At 66.7% G+C, this 18,968-nt stretch carries 19 protein-coding genes and 1 tRNA gene; 2 read left to right on the forward strand and 18 right to left on the reverse strand.

The window, feature by feature from the left end:
• Positions 1-148 precede the first annotated feature (148 nt).
• The 3 genes from NX773_RS01990 to NX773_RS02000 are packed head-to-tail and all read right to left on the reverse strand — an operon-like array spanning position 149 to position 2,246.
• The gene (locus tag NX773_RS01990) at positions 149-877 is read right to left on the reverse strand and encodes an arginyltransferase (RefSeq protein WP_258854716.1); all 729 of its coding nucleotides are present in this window, start codon (positions 875-877) and stop codon (positions 149-151) included.
• A 53-nt stretch (positions 878-930) separates the two neighbouring features.
• Complete coding sequence (aat, locus tag NX773_RS01995) at positions 931-1,659, reverse strand: leucyl/phenylalanyl-tRNA--protein transferase (protein WP_258854717.1); 729 nt, start codon at positions 1,657-1,659, stop codon at positions 931-933.
• Between the two features lie 5 nt (positions 1,660-1,664).
• Positions 1,665-2,246: an NUDIX hydrolase gene (locus NX773_RS02000; protein ID WP_258854718.1), complete on the reverse strand. Its 582-nt coding sequence runs from the start codon at positions 2,244-2,246 to the stop codon at positions 1,665-1,667.
• Between the two features lie 237 nt (positions 2,247-2,483).
• On the opposite strand from NX773_RS02000, the gene NX773_RS02005 reads away from it, so the two are divergent.
• A tRNA-Met gene (locus NX773_RS02005) sits at positions 2,484-2,560 on the forward strand.
• 53 nt (positions 2,561-2,613) lie between these two features.
• Here NX773_RS02005 and NX773_RS02010 read toward each other — a convergent pair.
• Together NX773_RS02010 and NX773_RS02015 are read right to left on the reverse strand one after the other, a co-directional pair.
• Complete coding sequence (locus NX773_RS02010) at positions 2,614-3,378, reverse strand: porin family protein (protein WP_258854719.1); 765 nt, start codon at positions 3,376-3,378, stop codon at positions 2,614-2,616.
• 123 nt (positions 3,379-3,501) lie between these two features.
• A complete protein-coding gene (locus NX773_RS02015) occupies positions 3,502-4,179 on the reverse strand; it encodes a hypothetical protein (RefSeq protein WP_258854720.1) in 678 nt (225 codons plus the stop codon).
• Between the two features lie 263 nt (positions 4,180-4,442).
• Here NX773_RS02015 and NX773_RS02020 point away from each other — a divergent pair, with 263 nt between their 5' ends.
• Entirely contained in the window at positions 4,443-4,856 is a 414-nt protein-coding gene (locus NX773_RS02020) for a T6SS immunity protein Tdi1 domain-containing protein (protein WP_258854721.1), read from the forward strand.
• A gap of 39 nt (positions 4,857-4,895) precedes the next feature.
• Here the strand turns inward: NX773_RS02020 and NX773_RS02025 are convergent, their stop codons facing one another.
• The 13 genes from NX773_RS02025 to NX773_RS02085 form a co-directional block, all read right to left on the reverse strand.
• Positions 4,896-5,921 (reverse strand): outer membrane beta-barrel protein, encoded by a 1,026-nt coding sequence (locus tag NX773_RS02025; RefSeq protein ID WP_258854722.1) that lies wholly within the window; start codon positions 5,919-5,921, stop codon positions 4,896-4,898.
• A 108-nt stretch (positions 5,922-6,029) separates the two neighbouring features.
• Entirely contained in the window at positions 6,030-6,917 is an 888-nt protein-coding gene (locus NX773_RS02030; protein ID WP_258854723.1) for a DNA-3-methyladenine glycosylase family protein, read from the reverse strand.
• Positions 6,918-7,820 (reverse strand): DMT family transporter, encoded by a 903-nt coding sequence (locus tag NX773_RS02035; RefSeq protein ID WP_258854724.1) that lies wholly within the window; start codon positions 7,818-7,820, stop codon positions 6,918-6,920.
• Positions 7,821-7,896: 76 nt separating this feature from the next.
• Positions 7,897-8,904: an XdhC family protein gene (locus tag NX773_RS02040; RefSeq protein WP_258854725.1), complete on the reverse strand. Its 1,008-nt coding sequence runs from the start codon at positions 8,902-8,904 to the stop codon at positions 7,897-7,899.
• Positions 8,905-9,087: 183 nt separating this feature from the next.
• Positions 9,088-10,170: a M48 family metallopeptidase gene (locus NX773_RS02045; protein ID WP_258854726.1), complete on the reverse strand. Its 1,083-nt coding sequence runs from the start codon at positions 10,168-10,170 to the stop codon at positions 9,088-9,090.
• Between the two features lie 12 nt (positions 10,171-10,182).
• Positions 10,183-10,632: a dUTP diphosphatase gene (dut, locus tag NX773_RS02050; protein WP_258854727.1), complete on the reverse strand. Its 450-nt coding sequence runs from the start codon at positions 10,630-10,632 to the stop codon at positions 10,183-10,185.
• 9 nt (positions 10,633-10,641) lie between these two features.
• On the reverse strand, positions 10,642-11,862 hold the full coding sequence (coaBC, locus tag NX773_RS02055; protein ID WP_258855825.1) for a bifunctional phosphopantothenoylcysteine decarboxylase/phosphopantothenate--cysteine ligase CoaBC: 1,221 nt from the start codon (positions 11,860-11,862) through the stop codon (positions 10,642-10,644).
• Between the two features lie 19 nt (positions 11,863-11,881).
• A complete protein-coding gene (gene lspA / locus NX773_RS02060) occupies positions 11,882-12,403 on the reverse strand; it encodes a signal peptidase II (protein WP_258854728.1) in 522 nt (173 codons plus the stop codon).
• Between the two features lie 65 nt (positions 12,404-12,468).
• Complete coding sequence (gene ileS / locus NX773_RS02065) at positions 12,469-15,363, reverse strand: isoleucine--tRNA ligase (protein WP_258854729.1); 2,895 nt, start codon at positions 15,361-15,363, stop codon at positions 12,469-12,471.
• Between the two features lie 67 nt (positions 15,364-15,430).
• On the reverse strand, positions 15,431-16,402 hold the full coding sequence (locus NX773_RS02070) for a bifunctional riboflavin kinase/FAD synthetase (RefSeq protein WP_258854730.1): 972 nt from the start codon (positions 16,400-16,402) through the stop codon (positions 15,431-15,433).
• Positions 16,403-16,746: 344 nt separating this feature from the next.
• The gene (locus tag NX773_RS02075) at positions 16,747-17,976 is read right to left on the reverse strand and encodes a tetratricopeptide repeat protein (RefSeq protein WP_258854731.1); all 1,230 of its coding nucleotides are present in this window, start codon (positions 17,974-17,976) and stop codon (positions 16,747-16,749) included.
• Between the two features lie 70 nt (positions 17,977-18,046).
• Complete coding sequence (locus NX773_RS02080) at positions 18,047-18,481, reverse strand: ExbD/TolR family protein (protein ID WP_258854732.1); 435 nt, start codon at positions 18,479-18,481, stop codon at positions 18,047-18,049.
• A 57-nt stretch (positions 18,482-18,538) separates the two neighbouring features.
• A complete protein-coding gene (locus tag NX773_RS02085; RefSeq protein ID WP_258854733.1) occupies positions 18,539-18,967 on the reverse strand; it encodes an ExbD/TolR family protein in 429 nt (142 codons plus the stop codon).
• Position 18,968: the final 1 nt, after the last annotated feature.

Genomic DNA, 18,968 nt, shown 5'->3' on the forward strand with positions numbered 1-18,968 from the left:
CGAAAAAGAATGCCCGACATTTTACCGTAGGGTGGGCAGGTCTCCCGCCCACGCGTTCAACCCCCGTCGATGATGCTCATGGCCACCGTCTTGCACGCGCCTGCTGGACGCGTGGGCAGGAAACCTGCCCACCCTACCGTGCAAGTGTTCAGCGCTCCAGCACGCCCCAGACGCCGTCGATGCGCGCTTCCAGCGGGCGGAAGTTGATCTTGTAGGCCATCTTGGGGCTCTGCTCGATCCAGTAGCCCAGGTACACATAGGGCAGCCCGAGCTCGTGCGCCTGGTCCACCTGCCACATGACGTTGTAGGTGCCGTACGAGGCGCCAGGCACATCGGGATCGAAGAAGGTGTACACGGACGAGAGCCCGTCGGACAGCACGTCGATGATCGAGACCATGCGCAGCGTGCCGTCCGGCTCGCGGAACTCGACCAGGCGGGTGTTGACGCGGCTTTGCAGCAGGAACTGCGCGTACTGGTCGCGGCTGTCCTGGTCCATGCCGCCGCCGGCGTGGCGCGTGGTCTGGTAGCGCAGGTACAGCGCGTAGTGCTCGTCCGAGAACGACAGGTTGGCCACCATGGCCACCAGGTCGGCGTGGCGCTTCCAGGCGCGGCGCTGGCCACGGCTGGGCGTGAAGTCGGCGGTGCGCACGCGCACCGGAATGCAGGCGCGGCAGCCGTCGCAATACGGACGGTAGGTGAAGATGCCGCTGCGGCGAAACCCGTTCTTGACAAGTTCGGAATACACGTCGGCATTGATCAGGTGCGACGGCGTGGCGACCTGCGAGCGCGCCTGGCGCGCGTCGAGGTAGCTGCACGGGTAGGGCGCCGTCGTGTAGAACTGCAGCGTAGAGAAGGGCAGGTCGTTTAGGTGCGTCATGCAAATGCTCTCTTGGCGACGTGTGAGCTCATTCTAGCGAAAGTTCGCAATTCTCAGCGTTCGGCAGCGAACGGTGGCACCACTTGCCAGTCGGTGATCGCCGGCTCGCGGATGGCCGCGCGCAGGTGCTGGACGAAGCAGGCGCGCGAAATCGGCGCCGCGCCAAGCGAAGCCAGGTGCGCCGTCTCCTGCTGGCAGTCGATCATGCGCACGCCATGCTGGCGCAGGAACGCGACCAGGTAGGCCAGCGCAACCTTGGACGCGTCCGACACGCGCGCGAACATCGACTCGCCGTAGAACATGCGGCCGATGCACACGCCGTAGGCGCCGCCGACCAGCTGGCCGTCCAGCCACACTTCGGACGAGTGCGCGTAGCCCATCTGGTGCAGGCCGGTGTAGCCGTCGATGATGTCCTCGGAAATCCAGGTGCCGGGGCCGTCCTTGCGCGGGGCGGCGCAGGCGCGCATCACCGTTTCGAAGCAGGTGTCGAAGCGCACGTCCCAGCGCCCGCCGGCGGTGCGGCTGCGCTCGACGCGGCGCAGCGTCTTTTTGAGGCTGTCGCTGATCTTGAAGTGATCGGTGTACAGCACCATGCGCGGGTCGGTGCTCCACCACAGGATCGGCTGGCCCTCGGAGAACCACGGGAAGATTCCGTTCTGGTAGGCCAGCAGCAGCCGCTGCGGCGACAGGTCGGCCCCGGCCGCGAGCAGGCCCGGCGCGTCGATGGTCAATGCCTCGGACACGTCGGGGAACGGCGTATTTGTCTCGAGCCAGGGGATCATGGGGGTCAGCCGGGGGCGCCGGCCATGCGCATGGGGCGCACGATGTCGTGACTATGGAAACCGTAGCTGCCGCCTTCCCTCATTTTGACGCGGTCCGCAAAGAACAGTTCCAGCGTGGTACGGATGGTCGGGAAGGCGAGCTCGTCCCAGGGGATCTCGCGCTCGGAAAACAGCTGCACCTCGAGGCTTTCGATGCCGGGTGCAAACTCGAGGTCGCGCAGGCGCGCCAGGTAAAACAGGTGCACCTGGTGCACATGGGCAACGTTGAGCAGGGTGAACAGTTGGCCGAGCTCGATGTGGGCGCCGGCTTCCTCCTCGGTTTCGCGCACCGCGGCCTCGGCGGTGGTCTCGGCGTTTTCCATGAAGCCGGCCGGCAAGGTCCAGTAGCCGTAGCGGGGTTCGATCGCGCGCTTGCACAGCAACACCTTGAGTTCGCCGTCGCCTTCCCAGACCGGGATCGAGCCGACCACCAGCTTGGGATTCTGGTAATGGATGGCATCGCAGTGCGTGCACACGTAGCGCGGCCGGTTGTCGCCTTCGGGAATGGCCAGCGCGACCGGGTGGGCGCACTCGGAACAGAATTTCATAGGTAGCGCGAGAAATGGTATTGCGCTTACTTTACACTGATTGCGCCCGCCGCGCCGCAGTTGACGGACGCGCCAACCCGGCAGTACCGCGCGTCGCATCTGCCGCCACCATGCGCGCCTGCCGGCAACAATGCGTCTTGCATGTCCGTCGCCGGAGGCTATCTGCTGCAATCGCACATCGCGGAAGGATTGAGTTTGCCTAATCGGTCGAAGGGGCGTATAATGCAAAGCATCAGACGCGGGGTGGAGCAGTCTGGCAGCTCGTCGGGCTCATAACCCGAAGGTCACAGGTTCAAATCCTGTCCCCGCAACCAGATTCAGAACGCCGCCGGTGCTAACAGCCCGGCGGCGTTTTTCATTTCCACGCTCAGAATCGCATGCCGAGCCCGGCGTACAGGCCGCCCGTCTTCAGGTTGTACATGAGCTGGGTCTTCCGGAAGTCGGTGCTCAGGATGCGGTAGCCGAACTTGAGGTTCATGTCCTCGTCGATGCGCCAGCTGGCGCCGAGCAGGGCCTGCCAGGTGCTGTTGCTGCCGCCGCCGCCATAGTCGGCATAGGTAGTGATCCACAAGTCGCGGTCGAGACGATGCTCGACGCGAAAGCCGGCAATGCCGTCGGTCCAGTGTTCGTTGTGGCTGCACTTGACGCATGAGAACGGGGCGACGCTTTGCGGCTGGGTCACGTCGATGTCGAGCGAGGAAAAGCGCACGCCGGCCACCAGGTCGAAGTGGGTGTCCGGATCGCTGGACAGGCGGTAGGCGCCGGCCAGCTGGGCGACGCTGTAGGTGCCGTCCGGCTTGGTGCGCCCGGGCTCGCCGTGGCGCAGCGGGTCGGAATCGCGCGACTGGCCGATGCCGGCCAGGTTGGCCAGCACGCCCCAGCGGCCGCGGCCCGCGTCCATGCTGAAGGTGGCGGCATTCAGGCGCATGTTGCCAAAACTGTCGTTGAAGTGCGCGACCGGCGCCGCCGGGGACGGCCGCAGGTAGCCACTGGCGGCGGTGGCCCACAGCGATGGACCGACCTCGAACTGCCATTGCCCGGACTCGGGCTCTTGCGCGTGCGCCGCGGCGCTCGTGAGCACGAGGGCGGCGGCCCCGATGGCCAGGCCGGGCTTGCTAAGCGGGTGCGTCATGGCGTTGCTCCTCTGACGGGGGACGCGCGCGGCCGGCGCGCCTGCTCTGCCATTTGGAGGCCCCGGATGCGGCGGCGGTTGCAGCCGCCGCTCTGACAGGGATCAATGCGCCCGTGAAGCTAATTACGGTGTGCCGCCCTGGCTGACGCTCTCGACGATGTAGCCGCGGCTGGTCATGCACCTGGCAAACGCGCGGTTGAACACGTCCGCGGTGTTGTGCTGGGCCATCTGGGTGCCGCCGGCGCCAGTTGCACCCGCCGCTCCGCTGGACCCGGCCGCTCCCGTTGCGCCAGCGCCCGACATGCCGGCGCCAGCCGCGCCTCCGGTCGATGCCATGCCGCCGGCGCCGGTTTCGCCGGTGCTGCCGCTGGCGCCCATCTGCCCGCCACCGGCCATGCCGCCCTGGGCGCCCATCTGCTCGCCGCCGGCCCCGGTTTGCCCGCCGCCGGATGCGCCCATGGCGCCGGCTTGCGCAGGCTGGGTGCCGGTTTCGCTGCCGGCGCCGGTTGCGCCGCCCCCGGAAGAGCCCATCGCCATCGACGGCGCTTCAATCGGGACGCTGGTGATGCCCTTGCCCGGTTGCAGAGGCGTGGAGTTTTCGGCCAGGACGTAGGGGTCCAGCCCGGTGCGCTTGCGTGCCGTCGTGACGCAGGCCGATTCGTCCCGGCTTTGCCGGTCTGCGCTCTGGCCATGGGCTGGCCGGGCCTGCGGCAGTTGCATCTGCGCCTGGGCTTGCGCCAACGCGCCCCCGGTCGCGGCCGACAACGCCGCTGCGAGCGCTACATGTATTGTTCGATTCATGACAAAAGTCTCCTGTATCCGGTGGCGGATTGCCTGCCGCTGCATCGAATGTAGGCAAGCGGCACCGCCGCGCCAATTGGACCTTGGCCTTATCGTTTTCCGCTGAGCAGCTGCATTTCATTTGTCTGCGGCAAGCTTCGGCGTCCTCGATTTGCATCAACTCCCGTGCATGCTGACGCGACAGTAGCGCACCGGCGCTGTCGAAGGAGTTGCTGGGGCTGCCTGAGAGCGGCCATGGTATTCATGGATGCGGAGCGTGATCGATGATTACTGTTGATGAAATTAACGAAGCTTGGGGTTGGTGCGGGCTGACCGCCGTCGAAGTGCTGGGCGAAAACGCCTTCGGCAACCTGATCATCCGCGACGAGGATGGCCGGTTCTGGCGTGTGCGGCCGCAGGACCTGTGCTGCGAGCCGCTGGCCGAGGATCAGGCGGCGTTCGACGCGCTGGCCTACAACCAGGCTTTCCTGAACGACTGGTACATGCCCGAGGTGGTGCACCTGGCCGAGACCACGCTGGGGCCGCTGGCGGCCGGGCGCAAGTATTGCCTCAAGATACCGAGCGCGCTAGGCGGCCATTACGGACGCGACAACCTGGCCACCGTGCCATTGACCGAGTTGATTCGTTTTTCCGGGGAGGGCGCGCAGCAGTTCGACGGCCTGCCACGCTGGGACTGAGCGGTGCCGGCAGGCGTCGTTGCGTTGGCCGCACAGGCGCTAGCTGCCGAAGGCGTGGCTCAGGCCCAGGTGGAACAAATCGCGGTCGTTCGATTCGCGAAAGGTTTTCACCCGGTGAAACGCGAAGTAGGCCTTGGTGTTCTCGGACAGGTTGCGTTCGAATTGCAGCGTGATCAGGCCGTGCACGCCGGTGCGGTTACCCTCGCGGCGGTTTTCGGCAAAGTAGGGTCCGATGCCGGCCTGGGCCGACCAACTGGACGTGAGCGGCTGCACGAACCAGAACTGCGCCGCCATGCCACGCCGGTCCACGCGTACGCGGTCGTCGCCTTCGAAAATGCCCTTGAACGACATGGCCCACTTGCCGCCGTACTGCTTGGCTTCGAAGATCGCGCCGTTGGCGTCCTGGGTGCCGGACTGGCTGGTGAACGAGCGCCCGTACGAGGCGCCGAGCCACAGGCGGCTGCGCGCGAAGTCGGTTTCCGGAAACGGCGGCACGTCCGTGAAATGGCGGCCGATGCCGACCATCAGCGCGTCGGAATGGAAGGTGTCGCGCATCGCCACGTGGTTGTAGCCCAGCCGCAGGTGCGCGCCCTTGGCCCACCAGTCGAGCGGGTAGCGCAAGGCCGCGCTGTACAGGATGCCGCGGCGCGCCTGGTCGATCTGCACGCCGCCCTGGGTGGTGGTGTTCATGCTGGTGTACGGCCCCACCGACAGTTCGGCCGTGAGCGCGTCGCCAAACCGGCGCGTGTAGGTGAACTGGAAGGCAAAGCCGTCGCGGTGGTTGTTGTCGGGGTGGCCCTCGTTGTAGTACACAAAGTCGATGCGCGCGGTCGATCTGCTTTCGATCGTGTCCTCGCCGACGATGCGCGGGTTCAGGTCGCGGCCGGCGCGCACCTCGAAGGCCCGCCAGCGCATCCCCGTGTGGCCGGTGGCCTGGGAACCGTCGATGTGGCCGTTGCCGACCTGGGCGGACAGATAGGCGCCGCGCTGGTCGGCGTCGAACAGTTGCGCGTGCGTTGGCGCGCACGCGGCGAGCAGCGGCAGCAGCAGGAGTCGCGATTTCATCGTCATGCCTTTCCCCGTGGTTCTAGCCAAGGGGAACAGTATCGCGACCGGCCTGTCAGGCGGTTTGCGCTAGGGCAAGACCAGTTCGCTTCAGCCTGCCTGCATGGATCAGCCGGCTGGCTGGTTGAGGCTGGCCCACAGGTAGGCGGCGGCCATGGTCCGGTGCGGCGCGTAGCGTGCCAGCAGCGCTTCGGTGCGCGCCAGGTCGGGCTTGCTGTCCGCGCCCAGCAGGCGCTGCAGCGCCGTGCGAATCGCCACGTCGCCATGCAGCGAGCAGTCCGCGTAGCCGTAGCCGCGCAGCAGGGTGTAGTTGACGGTCCAGGGCCCGATGCCTTTGACCTCCAGCAGCGCGTGCGCGGCGCGTACCGGATCGTCGTCGCGCGCGAGCGACAGTTCGCCGCTGTCCGCCAGCCGCGCCACGCGCAGCAGCGTCTCGGCCTTGGCGCGCGAGAACTTGCGGCTGGTAAGAGCGTCGAGATCGAGCCGGGCCACGTCGGCCGCCTCGGGATAGCACCACAAGCGGCTCGCATGCTGGCGTCCGGCCTGCTGAATGAAGGTGCGGCGCAGCGCGATCGCAAACGGCAGGTTGATCTGCTGGCCGATGATCGCCCAGGTGAGCGCCTCGAACACGGTGGCCGACTGCACGATGCGCAGGCCCGGTATGCGCTGCACGACCGCGCCGAGCAGGGCGTCGCCGCGCACTGCTTGCATGAACGGTGCGGGATCGATGCGCAGGCCGAGGATGTTCAGGAGGGCGTCATGCGCCACCGCGCCCAGGCGCTTGCCGACTTTGCCGCCGGCGTCGATGCGGCATCGCGCGGCCTGGCTGCCGATCTGCACCTCGAGCACGACCGGCACGCCGTCGAACATCACGCCCTTGCGCAGGGAGGTGGCCGATACCTGTTCGGCGACGGACTCGCTGTCGCGGCGATGGAAGTCGAGCACGTCCTCGCTGCGGTAGGCAGCGGGCAGCGGGATCGCCAGGGTGGCCGCCATCTATTTGCCCGCCGCCACGGCAGGGGCGCGGCCAAAGCGCGGCGTGAAGCCGGTGACGAGGGCGGTCCCGACCAGCACGATGGCCGCGCCGGCCACGGTGTACCAGCCGACCACTTCGCCCAGGAACAGCGAGCCCCACAGGATGCCGAACACCGGGTTGAGGAAGGTGACGGTCAGGGCCGAGGTCGGGCCAATCTCCTCGATCAGGCGGAAGTACAGCAGGTAGGCGATACCGCTGCACAGCACGCCCAGCGCGAGCACGCTGGCCGCGACGGTGAGCGTGGGTTGGCCTGGCTGCGGGAAGAACGGCAGCGCAGGCAGCACCAGCAGGGCCGCGGCCCACATCGAGCCGTGTGCGTTGGCGAACGGCGCCACGCTCCTGGCCGAGCGCGCGTAGGTAGTCGCGATGCCGTAGCTGCAGGCGGCGGCGAGCGTGGCCATCAGCGCGATGCCGGCGCGGGGCCTGGCGGACACCTTGTCGAAGCCCGCCAGCAGGGCCACGCCCAAGGTGCCCAGCACCAGCCCAAGCGCAGTGCGCGCCTTGATCGGCTGGCGGCCCCAGACCGCGCCGATGATGGCGCCCCACATTGGCGCGGTCGCGTTCACCACCGACATCACGGACGCGGACAGCGTGCGCGCCGAGAACGCAAACAGCAGGAACGGCAGGGCGGAATTGAAGAAGCCAAGCACCAGGAAGTGCTTCCAGTTCTCGCGCAAATTCAAGGGAGCGGCACGCCGGCGCAGCACCAGCCCGACCAGCATCAGGAACAGCGCTGCGAGCAGCACGCGCCACTCGATCAGCACGGCCGGGCCGAGCACCGGCGCGCTGATGCGCATGAACAGGAACGAGCCGCCCCAGATGGCGGCGAGCGTGACGAGTCGGATCAGGTTTGCAGTGTTCATTCTTGTTGTGTGGTTTGGGCAGGCGCGTATTGTGGCAACCGCCAAGGTGCGCCGCCAGCCGTTTCTTGCGTTCGAATCAGGGCAGGGCGCAGCCAGCGGTGCCGGCGGGCGCGGCCACCGCGTGCGGCACCAGCAGGCCGGCAGGGACGGCGTTCTTCACCGCCGTCATCTCGGCCAGGATCGAGATCGCGATTTCGGCCGGGGTCTTGCTGCCGATGTAGATGCCGACCGGGCCGTGCAGGCGCGCCAGCTGTTCGTCGGTGAGGTCGAACAGCTTGAGGCGTTCGCGGCGTTTGGCGTTGTTCAGGCGCGAGCCGATCGCGCCGACGTAGAACGCCTCGGACTTGAGCGCTTCCATCAGCGCCAGGTCGTCGAGCTTGGGGTCGTGGGTGAGCGCCACCACGGCGCTGCGCGCATCCAGGTGCGCCTCGATCACTAGGTCGTCGGGCATCACATGCACCAGCTCCACGCCCGCCACGTCCCAGCCGCTGCGGTATTCTTCGCGCGGGTCGCACACCGTGACCCGGTAGTCCATGGCGCTGGCGACCTGCGCCAGGAAGCGCGACAGCTGCCCGGCGCCGATGATGAACAGGCGCCAGCGAGGGCCGTGCACGGTCACCAGCAGGTCGCCCTCGATGTGCAGGGCGCTGTCGGCGCTGGCGCTGGCCAGGCTGACCGCGCCGGTCTTCAGGTCGATGCGGCGCTCGACGGTGTGGCCGTGCGCGAGCCGGCCGAGCAGTTCGGGGATGCCGCTGGCGGCCGAGAGCGGCTCGACCGCCAGCTGGATCGTGCCGCCGCAGGGCAGGCCGAAGCGGCGTGCCTGGTCGGCGCTGATGCCGTAGTCGCGCAAGCAGGGGATGGTCTGGCTGATGCCGTCGCGCGCGACGCTGGCGATCAGGTCGTCCTCGATGCAGCCGCCCGAAACCGAGCCGACGATCTCGCCGCCCTCGCGGATCGCCAGCATGGCGCCCGGCGGGCGCGGGCTCGAACCCCAGGTCTTGATGACGGTGACGAGTTCGCAGCGGTGGCCGGCAGCGAGCCAGGCGGCGGCGGTTTTCAGTACTTCGAGGTCGATGCTGTCCATGGGCGATTGCCAGATGCCGTCGATGAGGAAATGGCAATCATAGCGTAGGGTGGGCAGCTTGTGGCGCCGGCCACTGGCCGGCGCCACCCCACGCGTTCAACCGGCGCGGGCGTCATGGCGCACTCGCCGGCTGCGCTGCCGCTGGCTGAACGCGTGGGCAGAAAACCTGCCCACCCTACGGGATCACGGCACCAGGGGCTTTCTGGCCGAGCGCTTGGTCTTGACTTCTGCCACGGTCCGGTTGATGGCGGCAACGCGCGCATCGACCGCCGGGTGGTTGGCGGTGTACCCGTTGAGCACGGTGGCCGGCACGGTGGTCGCAAGCCGCTTCCAGAAGTTGTCGTCGCCGTCGATGTTGTAGCCGGCGCGCGCCAGCATGTACACCGCCAGCCGGTCGGCCTGCGCATCCATGTCGGCGGGCATGGCCTTGATGCCGCCGCTGCCGATCAGCATGGAGTCGTCGGGCTTCACGCGCACCAGGTTGTCGATGATGCTGCCGATGGTGGCCGAGTTGCGCTGCGCCGCCGCGTGGCCAAGCACGTTGTGCGCAAGGCCGGTGGCGAGCACGTAGGCCAGTTCGTCGTCGCCGCGGGTGAACTCGATCATCCCGCGCGTGACCATGATGCGCTGGCCGTCGGCATAGGAGTTGACGTTGTCGGCGTTGCCCAGCTCGATCGCGTAGGCGCAGGCGCGCGTGACGGGAATCGTCAGCTCGCGGGTGGCGCCCTTGCGTTCGATGGTGAGCGGCAGCGCGGCCTGCGATGCGACCAGCGGCGCGAAGATGGCGCCGGCGCCGGACAGTGCATGGCGGCCGGTGGGCAGCGGCTTGGCGCCGGCGGCGACCAGGCCGTCGCCGACCTTCAGGCCCGCGCGCGCGGCGCCGCTGCCGGCGAGCACTTCGGTGACCTGCAGGCGCTCGTCCATGCCGAAGGCGACGTGCGCCGCTTCGTTGTATTCGCCCGGGTAGGAGTAGCGATTTTTGGCGGTGAAGCCGAGCAGGTTGCGCGCGTGCGTCTTGCACAGCTCGGCGTTTTCGATCAGGAGCGGAGCCGCCACGTGGTACAGGCGTTCCTGCAGCGCCGCCATGCGCGTGAGGGTCTCGACGTTGGCGGCCATCTGCGGCGTCATGGCCGGCGCTTCGCGCGTGGGCTGGGCCGCGGTGGACGGGCCGGTCGGCTTCATCGGCGCCTGGGTGGCGCAGGCCGACAGCAGCAGGGCAACGGTGATTCCAAGCGCCGCGGGGCGCAGGCGATGGATGCGGCTCATGATTCTCCTCATTTATCCTTTTCCGGTGCTGCCGAAACCGCCGGCGCCCCGTTCAGTCGATGCGAACTCCTCCACCACGTTAAAGCCCACCTGCAGCACCGGCACCACGACCAGCTGGGCCAGCCGGTCCATGGGCTGCAGCGTGAAGGCGGACTGGCTGCGGTTCCAGGTCGAGACCATCAGCTGGCCCTGGTAATCGGAGTCAATCAAGCCTACCAGATTGCCCAAAACAATGCCGTTCTTATGGCCGAGCCCGCTGCGCGGCAGGATCACTGCCGCATAGCCGGGGTCGGCCAGGTGGATCGCCAGGCCCGTTGGCACCAGGACGGTCTGGCCCGGTTCCAGCGTAAGCGGCGCGTCGATGCAGGCGCGCAGGTCCAGCCCCGCGCTGCCGGGCGTGGCGTACTGTGGCAGCTGGTCCTTCATGCGCGGGTCGAGGATCTTGATGTCGATGGTTTTCATGCGTTGTTGTCAGGTAAGCAAAGAGCGCTGTTCGAGGCGCTTGGCGATTTCGGAGACCAGCTGGCGCGCCAGCACCAGCTTGGGGGCGCGCGGCAGGACCGTGTGGCCGGTTTCGTCGAACAGGACGATGCTGTTGTCATCCTGCCCGAAAGTGTGGTGGCCGATATTGCCGACCAACAGAGGAATGCCTTTTTTCTCGCGCTTGGCCGCGCCAAATTCGAGCAGGTTTTCCGATTCGGCGGCAAAGCCCACGCAGTAGGGCCAGCCGGAGAGGCTGGTGGTGGCGGCCACGGTGGCCAGGATGTCCGGGTTCTGCTCGAACCGGAGCTGAGGCGGCGCGCCGCCTTCCTGCTTCTTGACCTTCTGGTCGCTCGGGTTGGCCACGCGCCAGTCGGCCACGGCCGCCACGCCCACGAAGATATGCTGGCCGGGTACGGCGCCCATGACGGCCTCGTACATCTGGCGCGCGCTCTGCACGTCGATGCGGCGCACGCCGTGCGGCGTGGGAAGGGTGGTGGGGCCGGACACCAGCAGCACCTCGGCGCCGGCCTCGCGCGCGGCGCGCGCGACCGCGTAACCCATCTTGCCGGACGAAAGGTTGGTAATGCCGCGCACCGGGTCAATCGGCTCGAAGGTCGGGCCGGCGGTGATCAGGACGCGTTTGCCGGCCAATACCTTGGGCTGGAACGAGGCCACCAGCTCGTCGAGCAGGTCTTGCGGCTCGAGCATGCGGCCAAGGCCGGTCTCGCCGCAGGCTTGCTCGCCGGCGGCAGGACCGAGCACGGCGACGCCGTCCGCGCGCAGCTGGGCCACGTTGCGCTGCGTGGCCGGGTTCTCCCACATCTCCACGTTCATGGCAGGGGCGACCAGCAGCGGCACATGGCGCGGGCGCGCCAGGCACAGGGTGGAGAGCAGGTCGTCGCTGGCCCCGTGCACCAGCTTGCGAATGAAGTCGGCCGAGCAGGGCGCGATGAGCACCGCGGCGGCCCCGCGCGTGAGATCGATGTGCGCCATGTTGTTGGCGATGCGCGGGTCCCACTGATCGGTATAAACCGTATGCCCCGACAGCGCCTGCATCGTGACCGCGCCGATGAAGTGCGTCGCGGCCTCGGTCATCACCACCTGCACGCTGGCGCCTTGCTTGACCAGCGCGCGGCACAGCTCGGCGGCCTTGTAGCAGGCCACGCCGCCGGACAGGCCCAGTACGATTTTCTTCCCGTTCAGGTCCAGGCTCATTGGAGTGCCCCCCTCATTGCTTGTTCACGCGGCGCAGCTCGTCGAAGATGAACAGGATCGCGCCGATGGTGATCGCCGAGTCGGCGATGTTAAAGGCCGGGAAGTGGCCGAAGCCCTCCCAGTGGAAGTCGAGGAAGTCGATCACGTGGCCGTAGGCCAGGCGGTCGATCACGTTGCCAAGCGCGCCGCCCATGATCAGCGCGAGCGCCCAGCAGAACAGGCGCTGGCCGGCGTGGCGGCGCAGCAGGTAGAGGATGAAACCGACCGCGCCGAGCGCGATCGCGGTGAACAGGTAGCGCTGCCAGCCGCCCTGATTGGACAGGAAGCTGAACGCTGCGCCCTCGTTGTAGGCCAGCACCAGGTTGAAGAAGCCGGTGATGGTCTTTTCCTCGCCATGCATGAACAGCGTGGTGATGGTGATCTTGGAGAGCTGGTCGAGCAGGATGACGATGAAGGCGAGGCCCAGCCACGGCATCAGGCTGTTGGCGCGGGAAGCGGGGGCGCTTACAAAGGCCGGTTTCTTTTTGGTTGCCATATTGTCGTTGTCAGGGTCGAGGGCCGCCCGCATCGCTTGTCGCGCTGCGGGCGGGACCGATCACTTTACGCGAAGCGGCGATCTTCGCCGGCGCCGAACAGGTTGCTCACGCAGCGGCCGCACAGGCCCGGATGCTCGTGGTGGCTGCCCACGTCGGCGCGGTAGTGCCAGCAGCGCTCGCACTTGGGCGCTTCGGACGCGGTGACGGCAACCGATTCCTCGGCTTCGCCGGCGGCCTGCAGCGCCTTGGCCTGTGAGGTGATGAACACGAACTTGAGGTCGTCGCCGAGGCTGTCGAGCAGCTTGTACTTCTCGCCCGCAGCCTTGATCACCAGTTCGGCCTGCAGCGACGAGCCGATCTTGCCTGCCGCGCGCAGCTCCTCCAGCTCTTTCGTCACGGCGGCGCGTACGGCGCGCAGCTCGGTGTACTTGGCCAGCAGCGCTTCGCCATCGGCCACCTGCGGGAAGGTCCACAGCGTTTGCGTGAAGATGGTTTCCATGCTGGCCTGGTAGCCTTCCGCGCCGGCGAACACGGCCCAGGCTTCCTCGGCGGTGAAAGACAGGATCGGGGCCATCACGCGCAGCAAAGCGTGCGTCATGTGCCACAGCGCGGTCTGCGCCGAACGGCGTGCTCTGGAATCGAGGCCGGTGGTGTACAGGCGGTCCTTGAGCACGTCGAGGTAGAAGCCGCCCAGGTCTTCCGAGCAGTAGTTCTGCAGGCGCGCCACGACCGGGTGGAACTCGTAGCGGTCGAAGCTGGCGGCCACGTCCTTCTGCAGCTGTTCGGTCATGGCGATCGCCCAGCGGTCGATCTCGAGCATGTCCGCGACCGGCACGGCGTTGGTGGCCGGGTCGAAGTCGGAGGTGTTCGCGAGCAGGAAGCGCAGCGTGTTGCGGATGCGGCGGTAGGCTTCGGTCACGCGCTTGAGGATCTCTTCGGACAGGGCCAGCTCGCCCGTGTAGTCGGTCGATGCGACCCACAGGCGCAGGATGTCGGCGCCCAGCGTGTCGCTGATCTTCTGCGGCGAGAGCACGTTACCGAGCGACTTGGACATCTTGCGGCCATGCTCGTCCACGGTGAAGCCGTGCGTGAGCAACGCCTTGTACGGCGGGCGGCCGTCGAGCATGGAGGCGGTCAGCAGCGACGAGTGGAACCAGCCGCGGTGCTGGTCCGAGCCTTCCAGGTACAGGTCGGCCGGGAAGTGCGATTCTTCCTTGTGCGAGCCGCGCAGCACGGTGAAATGCGTGGTGCCGGAGTCGAACCAGACGTCAAGCGTGTCGCGGTTCTTTTCGTAGTGGGCGGCGTCCTCGCCCAGCAGGTCTTTCGGGTCGAGCTTGTGCCAGGCGTCGATGCCGTCTTTTTCGATCAGCTTGGCCACCTGCTCCAGCAGCTGCGCGGTGCGCGGGTGCAGGTCGCCGGTTTCCTTGTGGATGAAGAAGGCCATCGGCACACCCCACTGGCGCTGGCGCGACAGGGTCCAGTCCGGACGGTTGGCGATCATGCCGTGCAGGCGCGCCTTGCCCCAGTCGGGGAAGAACTGCGTCTGCTCGATGCCGGCCAGCGCGGTCTCGCGCAGGGTGGCGCCGCCGTCCTTGGGCGTGACGTCCATGCCGGCGAACCACTGGCTGGTGGCGCGGTACACGATCGGGGTCTTGTGGCGCCAGCAGTGCATGTAGCTGTGGTCGAACATCTTCAGTTCGAACAGGGCGCCCGCTTCGGTCAGCGCGGCGCAGATCGGCTTGGACGCTTCCCAGATCGTCATGCCGCCGAACAGCGGCAGCGTCGAGGCGTAGCGGCCGTCGCCCATCACGGGTTTCAGGATGTCGTCGTCCTTCATGCCGTGCGCTTTGCACGACTGGAAGTCCTCGATACCGTAGGCCGGCGCCGAGTGGACCACGCCGGTGCCGCTGTCGGTGGTCACGTAGTCGGCCAGGTACACGGGCGAGGTGCGGTCGTAGAATTTGTCCGCATTGTGCAGCGGGTGCTTGAAGCGGATGCCGGCCAGCGTCTCGCCAACCGTGGTGGCGATGACCTGGCCTTCGAGCTTGTAGCGCTCCAGGCAGGACTGGACCAGGTCTTCGGCCAGGATCAGCAGCAGCGGCTTGCCGTCGCGCTCGGCCTGCACCAGCGCGTAGGTCACTTCCGGGTGCACGTTGAGCGCCTGGTTGGACGGGATGGTCCACGGGGTGGTGGTCCAGATGACGATGTAGCCGTCCCACTGCGGCAGTTTGGGCAGCGCGAACGCGGCGGCCAGCTTGTCGGGTTCGGCAAACGGGAAGCCGACGTCGATCGCCGGGTCGCGCTTGTCCTGGTATTCCACTTCCGCCTCGGCCAGCGCCGAGCCGCAGTCGAAGCACCAGTTCACGGGTTTCAGGCCGCGGTACACGTAGCCCTTGTCGAGCAGCTTACCCAGTGCGCGCAGCTCGTCGGCCTCGTTACCGTGGGCCATGGTCATGTACGGGTTTTCCCATTGGCCGAGCACGCCCAGGCGGATAAAGCCGGCGCGCTGGCGGTCGATCTGTTCGTGCGCGTAGGCGCGCGCCTTCTGCAGCACTTCGGCGGTCGGCAGGTTTTTACCGTACAGCTTTTCGATCTGGATTTCGATCGGCATGCCGTGGCAGTCCCAGCCCGGCACGTAGGGCGCGTCGAAGCCGGCGATGGTGCGCGACTTGACCACCATGTCCTTGAGGATCTTGTTGACCGCGTGGCCCAGGTGGATGTCGCCGTTGGCGTACGGCGGGCCGTCGTGCAGCACGAACCTGGGGCGGCCGGCGGCAGCCTTGCGGATGCGCTGGTAGATTTTCTTGTCCTGCCACTGCTTGACCCAGCCCGGCTCGCGCTTGGCGAGGTCGCCGCGCATCGGGAACGCGGTGTCGGGCATGTTGACCGGGTATTTGCTTTGGGGCTTGTCGGCCGCCTTGGCGGGCTTGTTCTGGACGGGTTTGCTGTTATCGGACATATGCTGTTTCAAAAGTGGATTCGGTCGTGACGTACAGGTGCGCGGCGCTTGCCGCCGGGCGCGGGCGTCAAATTCGGTCGGTGGCGGTCAGGGCTCCGGCGCGCTGCGCGAACCAGGCGCGCGCCTGCTGGCCGTCGTGCTCGATCGCCGCGGTGAGCGTGGCCAGGTCGCTGTATTTTTCTTCGTCGCGCAGGCGGGCCAGGAACTCGACGCGCACCAGCTTGCCGTAGCACTCCTGGTGGAAGTCGAACACGTGTACTTCGAGCAGGGTGCGGCCCTGGTCCTCGACGGTGGGACGCACGCCCAGGCTGGCGACGGCGGGCAGCGGCCGGTCGGCCAGGCCATGCACCTGCACCACGAACACGCCGGACAGGGCGGGGCGGTGCACGACGTGCAGGTTCATGGTCGGAAAGCCCAGCGTGCGGCCGAGCTTGGCGCCGTGGATGACGTGGCCGGACATCGAGTACGAGTGGCCGAGCAGGTCGCGCGTGGTGTCGAAGTCGCCGCGGCCGAGCGCGGCGCGCACTTCGGACGAGGAGATGCGCAGCGGGCCGTGCATCACGGCGGGCAGCGACTCGACGTGGAAACCGTACTCGCGGCCGGCCTCGATCAGGGTCTGCACGCTGCCGGCGCGCCGGGCGCCGTAGCAGAAGTCCTCGCCGACCATCAGCCATTTGACGTGCAGGCCCTGCACCAGCACGCGCTCGGTGAACTCGCGCGGGGAGAGGGATGCAAAGTGGTCGTTGAAGTGTTCGACGATGACGCGGTCGATGCCGGCGTTGTCGAGGGCGCTGAGCTTGTCGCGCAGGTTGGCGATGCGCGCCGGCGCCTTCGAGTCGTCGCCCATTTTGGCGGCGAAGAATTCGCGCGGGTGCGGCTCGAAGGTCATCACGGCCGCTTCCAGCCCGAGCCGGGCCGCGGCGCCGGTTACGTGCGCCAGCAAAGCCTGGTGGCCGCGGTGGACGCCGTCAAAGTTGCCGATCGTGAGCGCGCAAGGAGCACGGGCCCTGTCGTTGGGAAGTCCGCGAAATACCTTCATTCGGGTGCTGGGTCAATCCGGAGCGAAATATCAGATTATACGGTCAAGTGGGCTGTTGCACATTGCTGAAGCGGGGAAAGGGCTGGCGCAGGGGCCGGCGAAGCGGGATTTCACGGTTGAGGTGTTGTAGGGTGGGCAGGTTTCCTGCCCACGCGTTCAGACGGCAGAGGTGTAGTCGCAAGCCTTGTGGCATTGCCGGCCTGTGTTGAACGCGTGGGCAGAATCTGCCCACCCTACGGGAGCCGGCGTGCGTCGAACGGTGGCCAAAATCCCCCAGCCCATGGCCGAAAAAAAAGCTGCCGGCGCGGGGCCGGCAGCTTTCATTGGTGCGATCTGAACCGCAATCAGGACATCGGGTGGTTGATGGCCATGATCCAGTAACGGGCCAGGTCGGCTGCGCCTTCCTTGCCGTCCACGCCCTTGAGCGTGTTGATCGCCTGCTGTTTCTTGCCGGCGACGGCGTACGCTTCGCCCAGGTGCAGCTTGGCGTCCTCGATGTTCTTGACGGTGCCCGACTTGATCGCCTCGTCCATCATCTTCAGGCCCTTGTCGACCTGGCCAGCCTGCACCAGGCCGTAGCCCAGCGCGACCAGGGCGTCGCCGTCCTTCTGCTTCTTGAACTCGGCTTCGTCGGTGGCGGCGTTCTTGTTCTGCTCGGCCAGGGTCTTGGCAGCCAGGTCCTTCAGGCGCTGGTGACGCGCCGCATCCGGGCCCTGACCCAGCGCGCCGGCCTTGTAGCCCTTGTCGATCACCTTGACGGCTTCGGCCGGAGCCTTCGCTTGCAGCACCAGCTGGCCCATTTCCATGAACTCGCTCGGCTTCTTCATCAGGTTGTTGGCCAGCTTCAGGCGGTACACGTCCACCAGCAGGCGGCCGGAAAAGCCCGGCTTGCCCTGCACGCGGTTGAGCAGATCGTCCCAGTAGCGTGCCTTCGGATAGCTGGCAGCCAGTTTCTCGATCGTGTTGACATAGCCGGCCTTGTCGTTCTTCTTCAGCTGCACGTTGGCCAGCATGCCCAGCTGGTCTTCGTTCAGGCCGCCGCGCTTCTCGGCGCTCTTCAGCTCGGTCTCGAGCGCGCTCCAGTTGCCCTGCTTGTAGTAGTTCTGCAGCAGGTAGGCGCGCAGCTTCGGATCATCCTTTTCCTTGAGCTGCTTTTCGATCGCGGCGTTTGCCTTGTTCAGGTCGCCACCACGCATGTAGATGCCGATCAGGCCCTCGGAGAACTGGGCGCGCTCGGTGGCCGACAGCTTGCCGGAAGCGAGCAGGGCTTCGAACGCCTTGGCGGCCTGGTCGTAGTCGCCAGCGGCCGAGGCAGCGGCGGCGCGGGTGCGCTCGATCAGGTAGGTTTCGTTCGGGGTCTTGCCGCTGACGCTGTCGAGCGAGTGCAGCTTGGCCAGCGCGTCTTTGTTCTTGCCTGCCTTCATCAGCTGCTGGGCTTCCTGCAGCGGCTTGCCGATTTCGGGGCGCACGGTTTCGGCGGCGTAGGCGGGAGCCAGGCCGACGACCGGGGCGGCAGCAGTGAAGCCGAGTGCGGCCATCACGAGGCCGAGGTGTGCGAGACGGAACTTGGACATGTTTGTGAAAATCTTTCCTCAAAATAGACACGGCAGGGAAACCCTGCCGTGTTCGTCACAGTCGTAAAGCTTACTGGAACTGCTCGTTGCCAACCATACCGATCTTGGTGACGCCGAGGCGCTGGGCCGAAGCCATCACGCCAGCGACCACCTTGTACTCGACCAGCTTGTTCGGACGCAGGTGCACTTCCGGCTGATCGGCCTGGGCGGCCACATTGGCCAGCTTCGCTTCGAGTGTAGCACGATCCGGCACAGGAACATTGTCCCAGAGGATAGTGCCGTCGAAGTCCACGTCGATCGTCACCACCGTCGGCGGCGTCGTCGGCGGCGGCGGGTTACCGACCGGCATGTTCAGGTTGACCGAGTGCATCTGCTTCGGAATGGTGATGATCATCATGATGATCAGCACAAGCATGACGTCGATCAGCGGCGTCATGTTCATTTCCATCATCGGTTCCGGATCTGCGCTGCTGGATCCGGAGCCCGAGCCGACGTTCATACTCATAGTGTTTCCTTTCTGGTGTCTGGTTGCCGCCGCGGCCCGGGGGCCGCGGCGAGGGACTTAGCCCTTGTCAGGCGGTTCGATGACGAAACCGACCTTTTGCACGCCAGCACGTTGGGCCGTGTAGATCACGCGGCCGATGGACTCGTAACGGGTGCTCATGTCACCACGCACGTGGACTGCCGGTTGAGGGACCTTGACCGATTCCTTCTTCAGGTTCTCAAACAGCTCGTCCGTGTTGGCCATCTTTTTCTGGCCCCAGTAGATGTCCCCGTCCTTGCTGACGATGATGTTCACGTCTTCCGGCTTGTTCTTGACAGGCTGGTTGACTTCGTTCGGCAGCTTGACGTTCAGCAGGTGCATCACTACCGGGCTGGTGATCAGGAAGATGATCAGGAGAACCAACATGATGTCCACGAGGGGCGTCGTGTTGATCTCCGACATCACGGTATCTTCTTCTCCGCTATCGGAGCCGACACTCATCGACATG

Source organism: Massilia solisilvae (genome assembly GCF_024753215.1).
GTDB classification, from domain to species: domain Bacteria; phylum Pseudomonadota; class Gammaproteobacteria; order Burkholderiales; family Burkholderiaceae_D; genus Telluria; species Telluria solisilvae.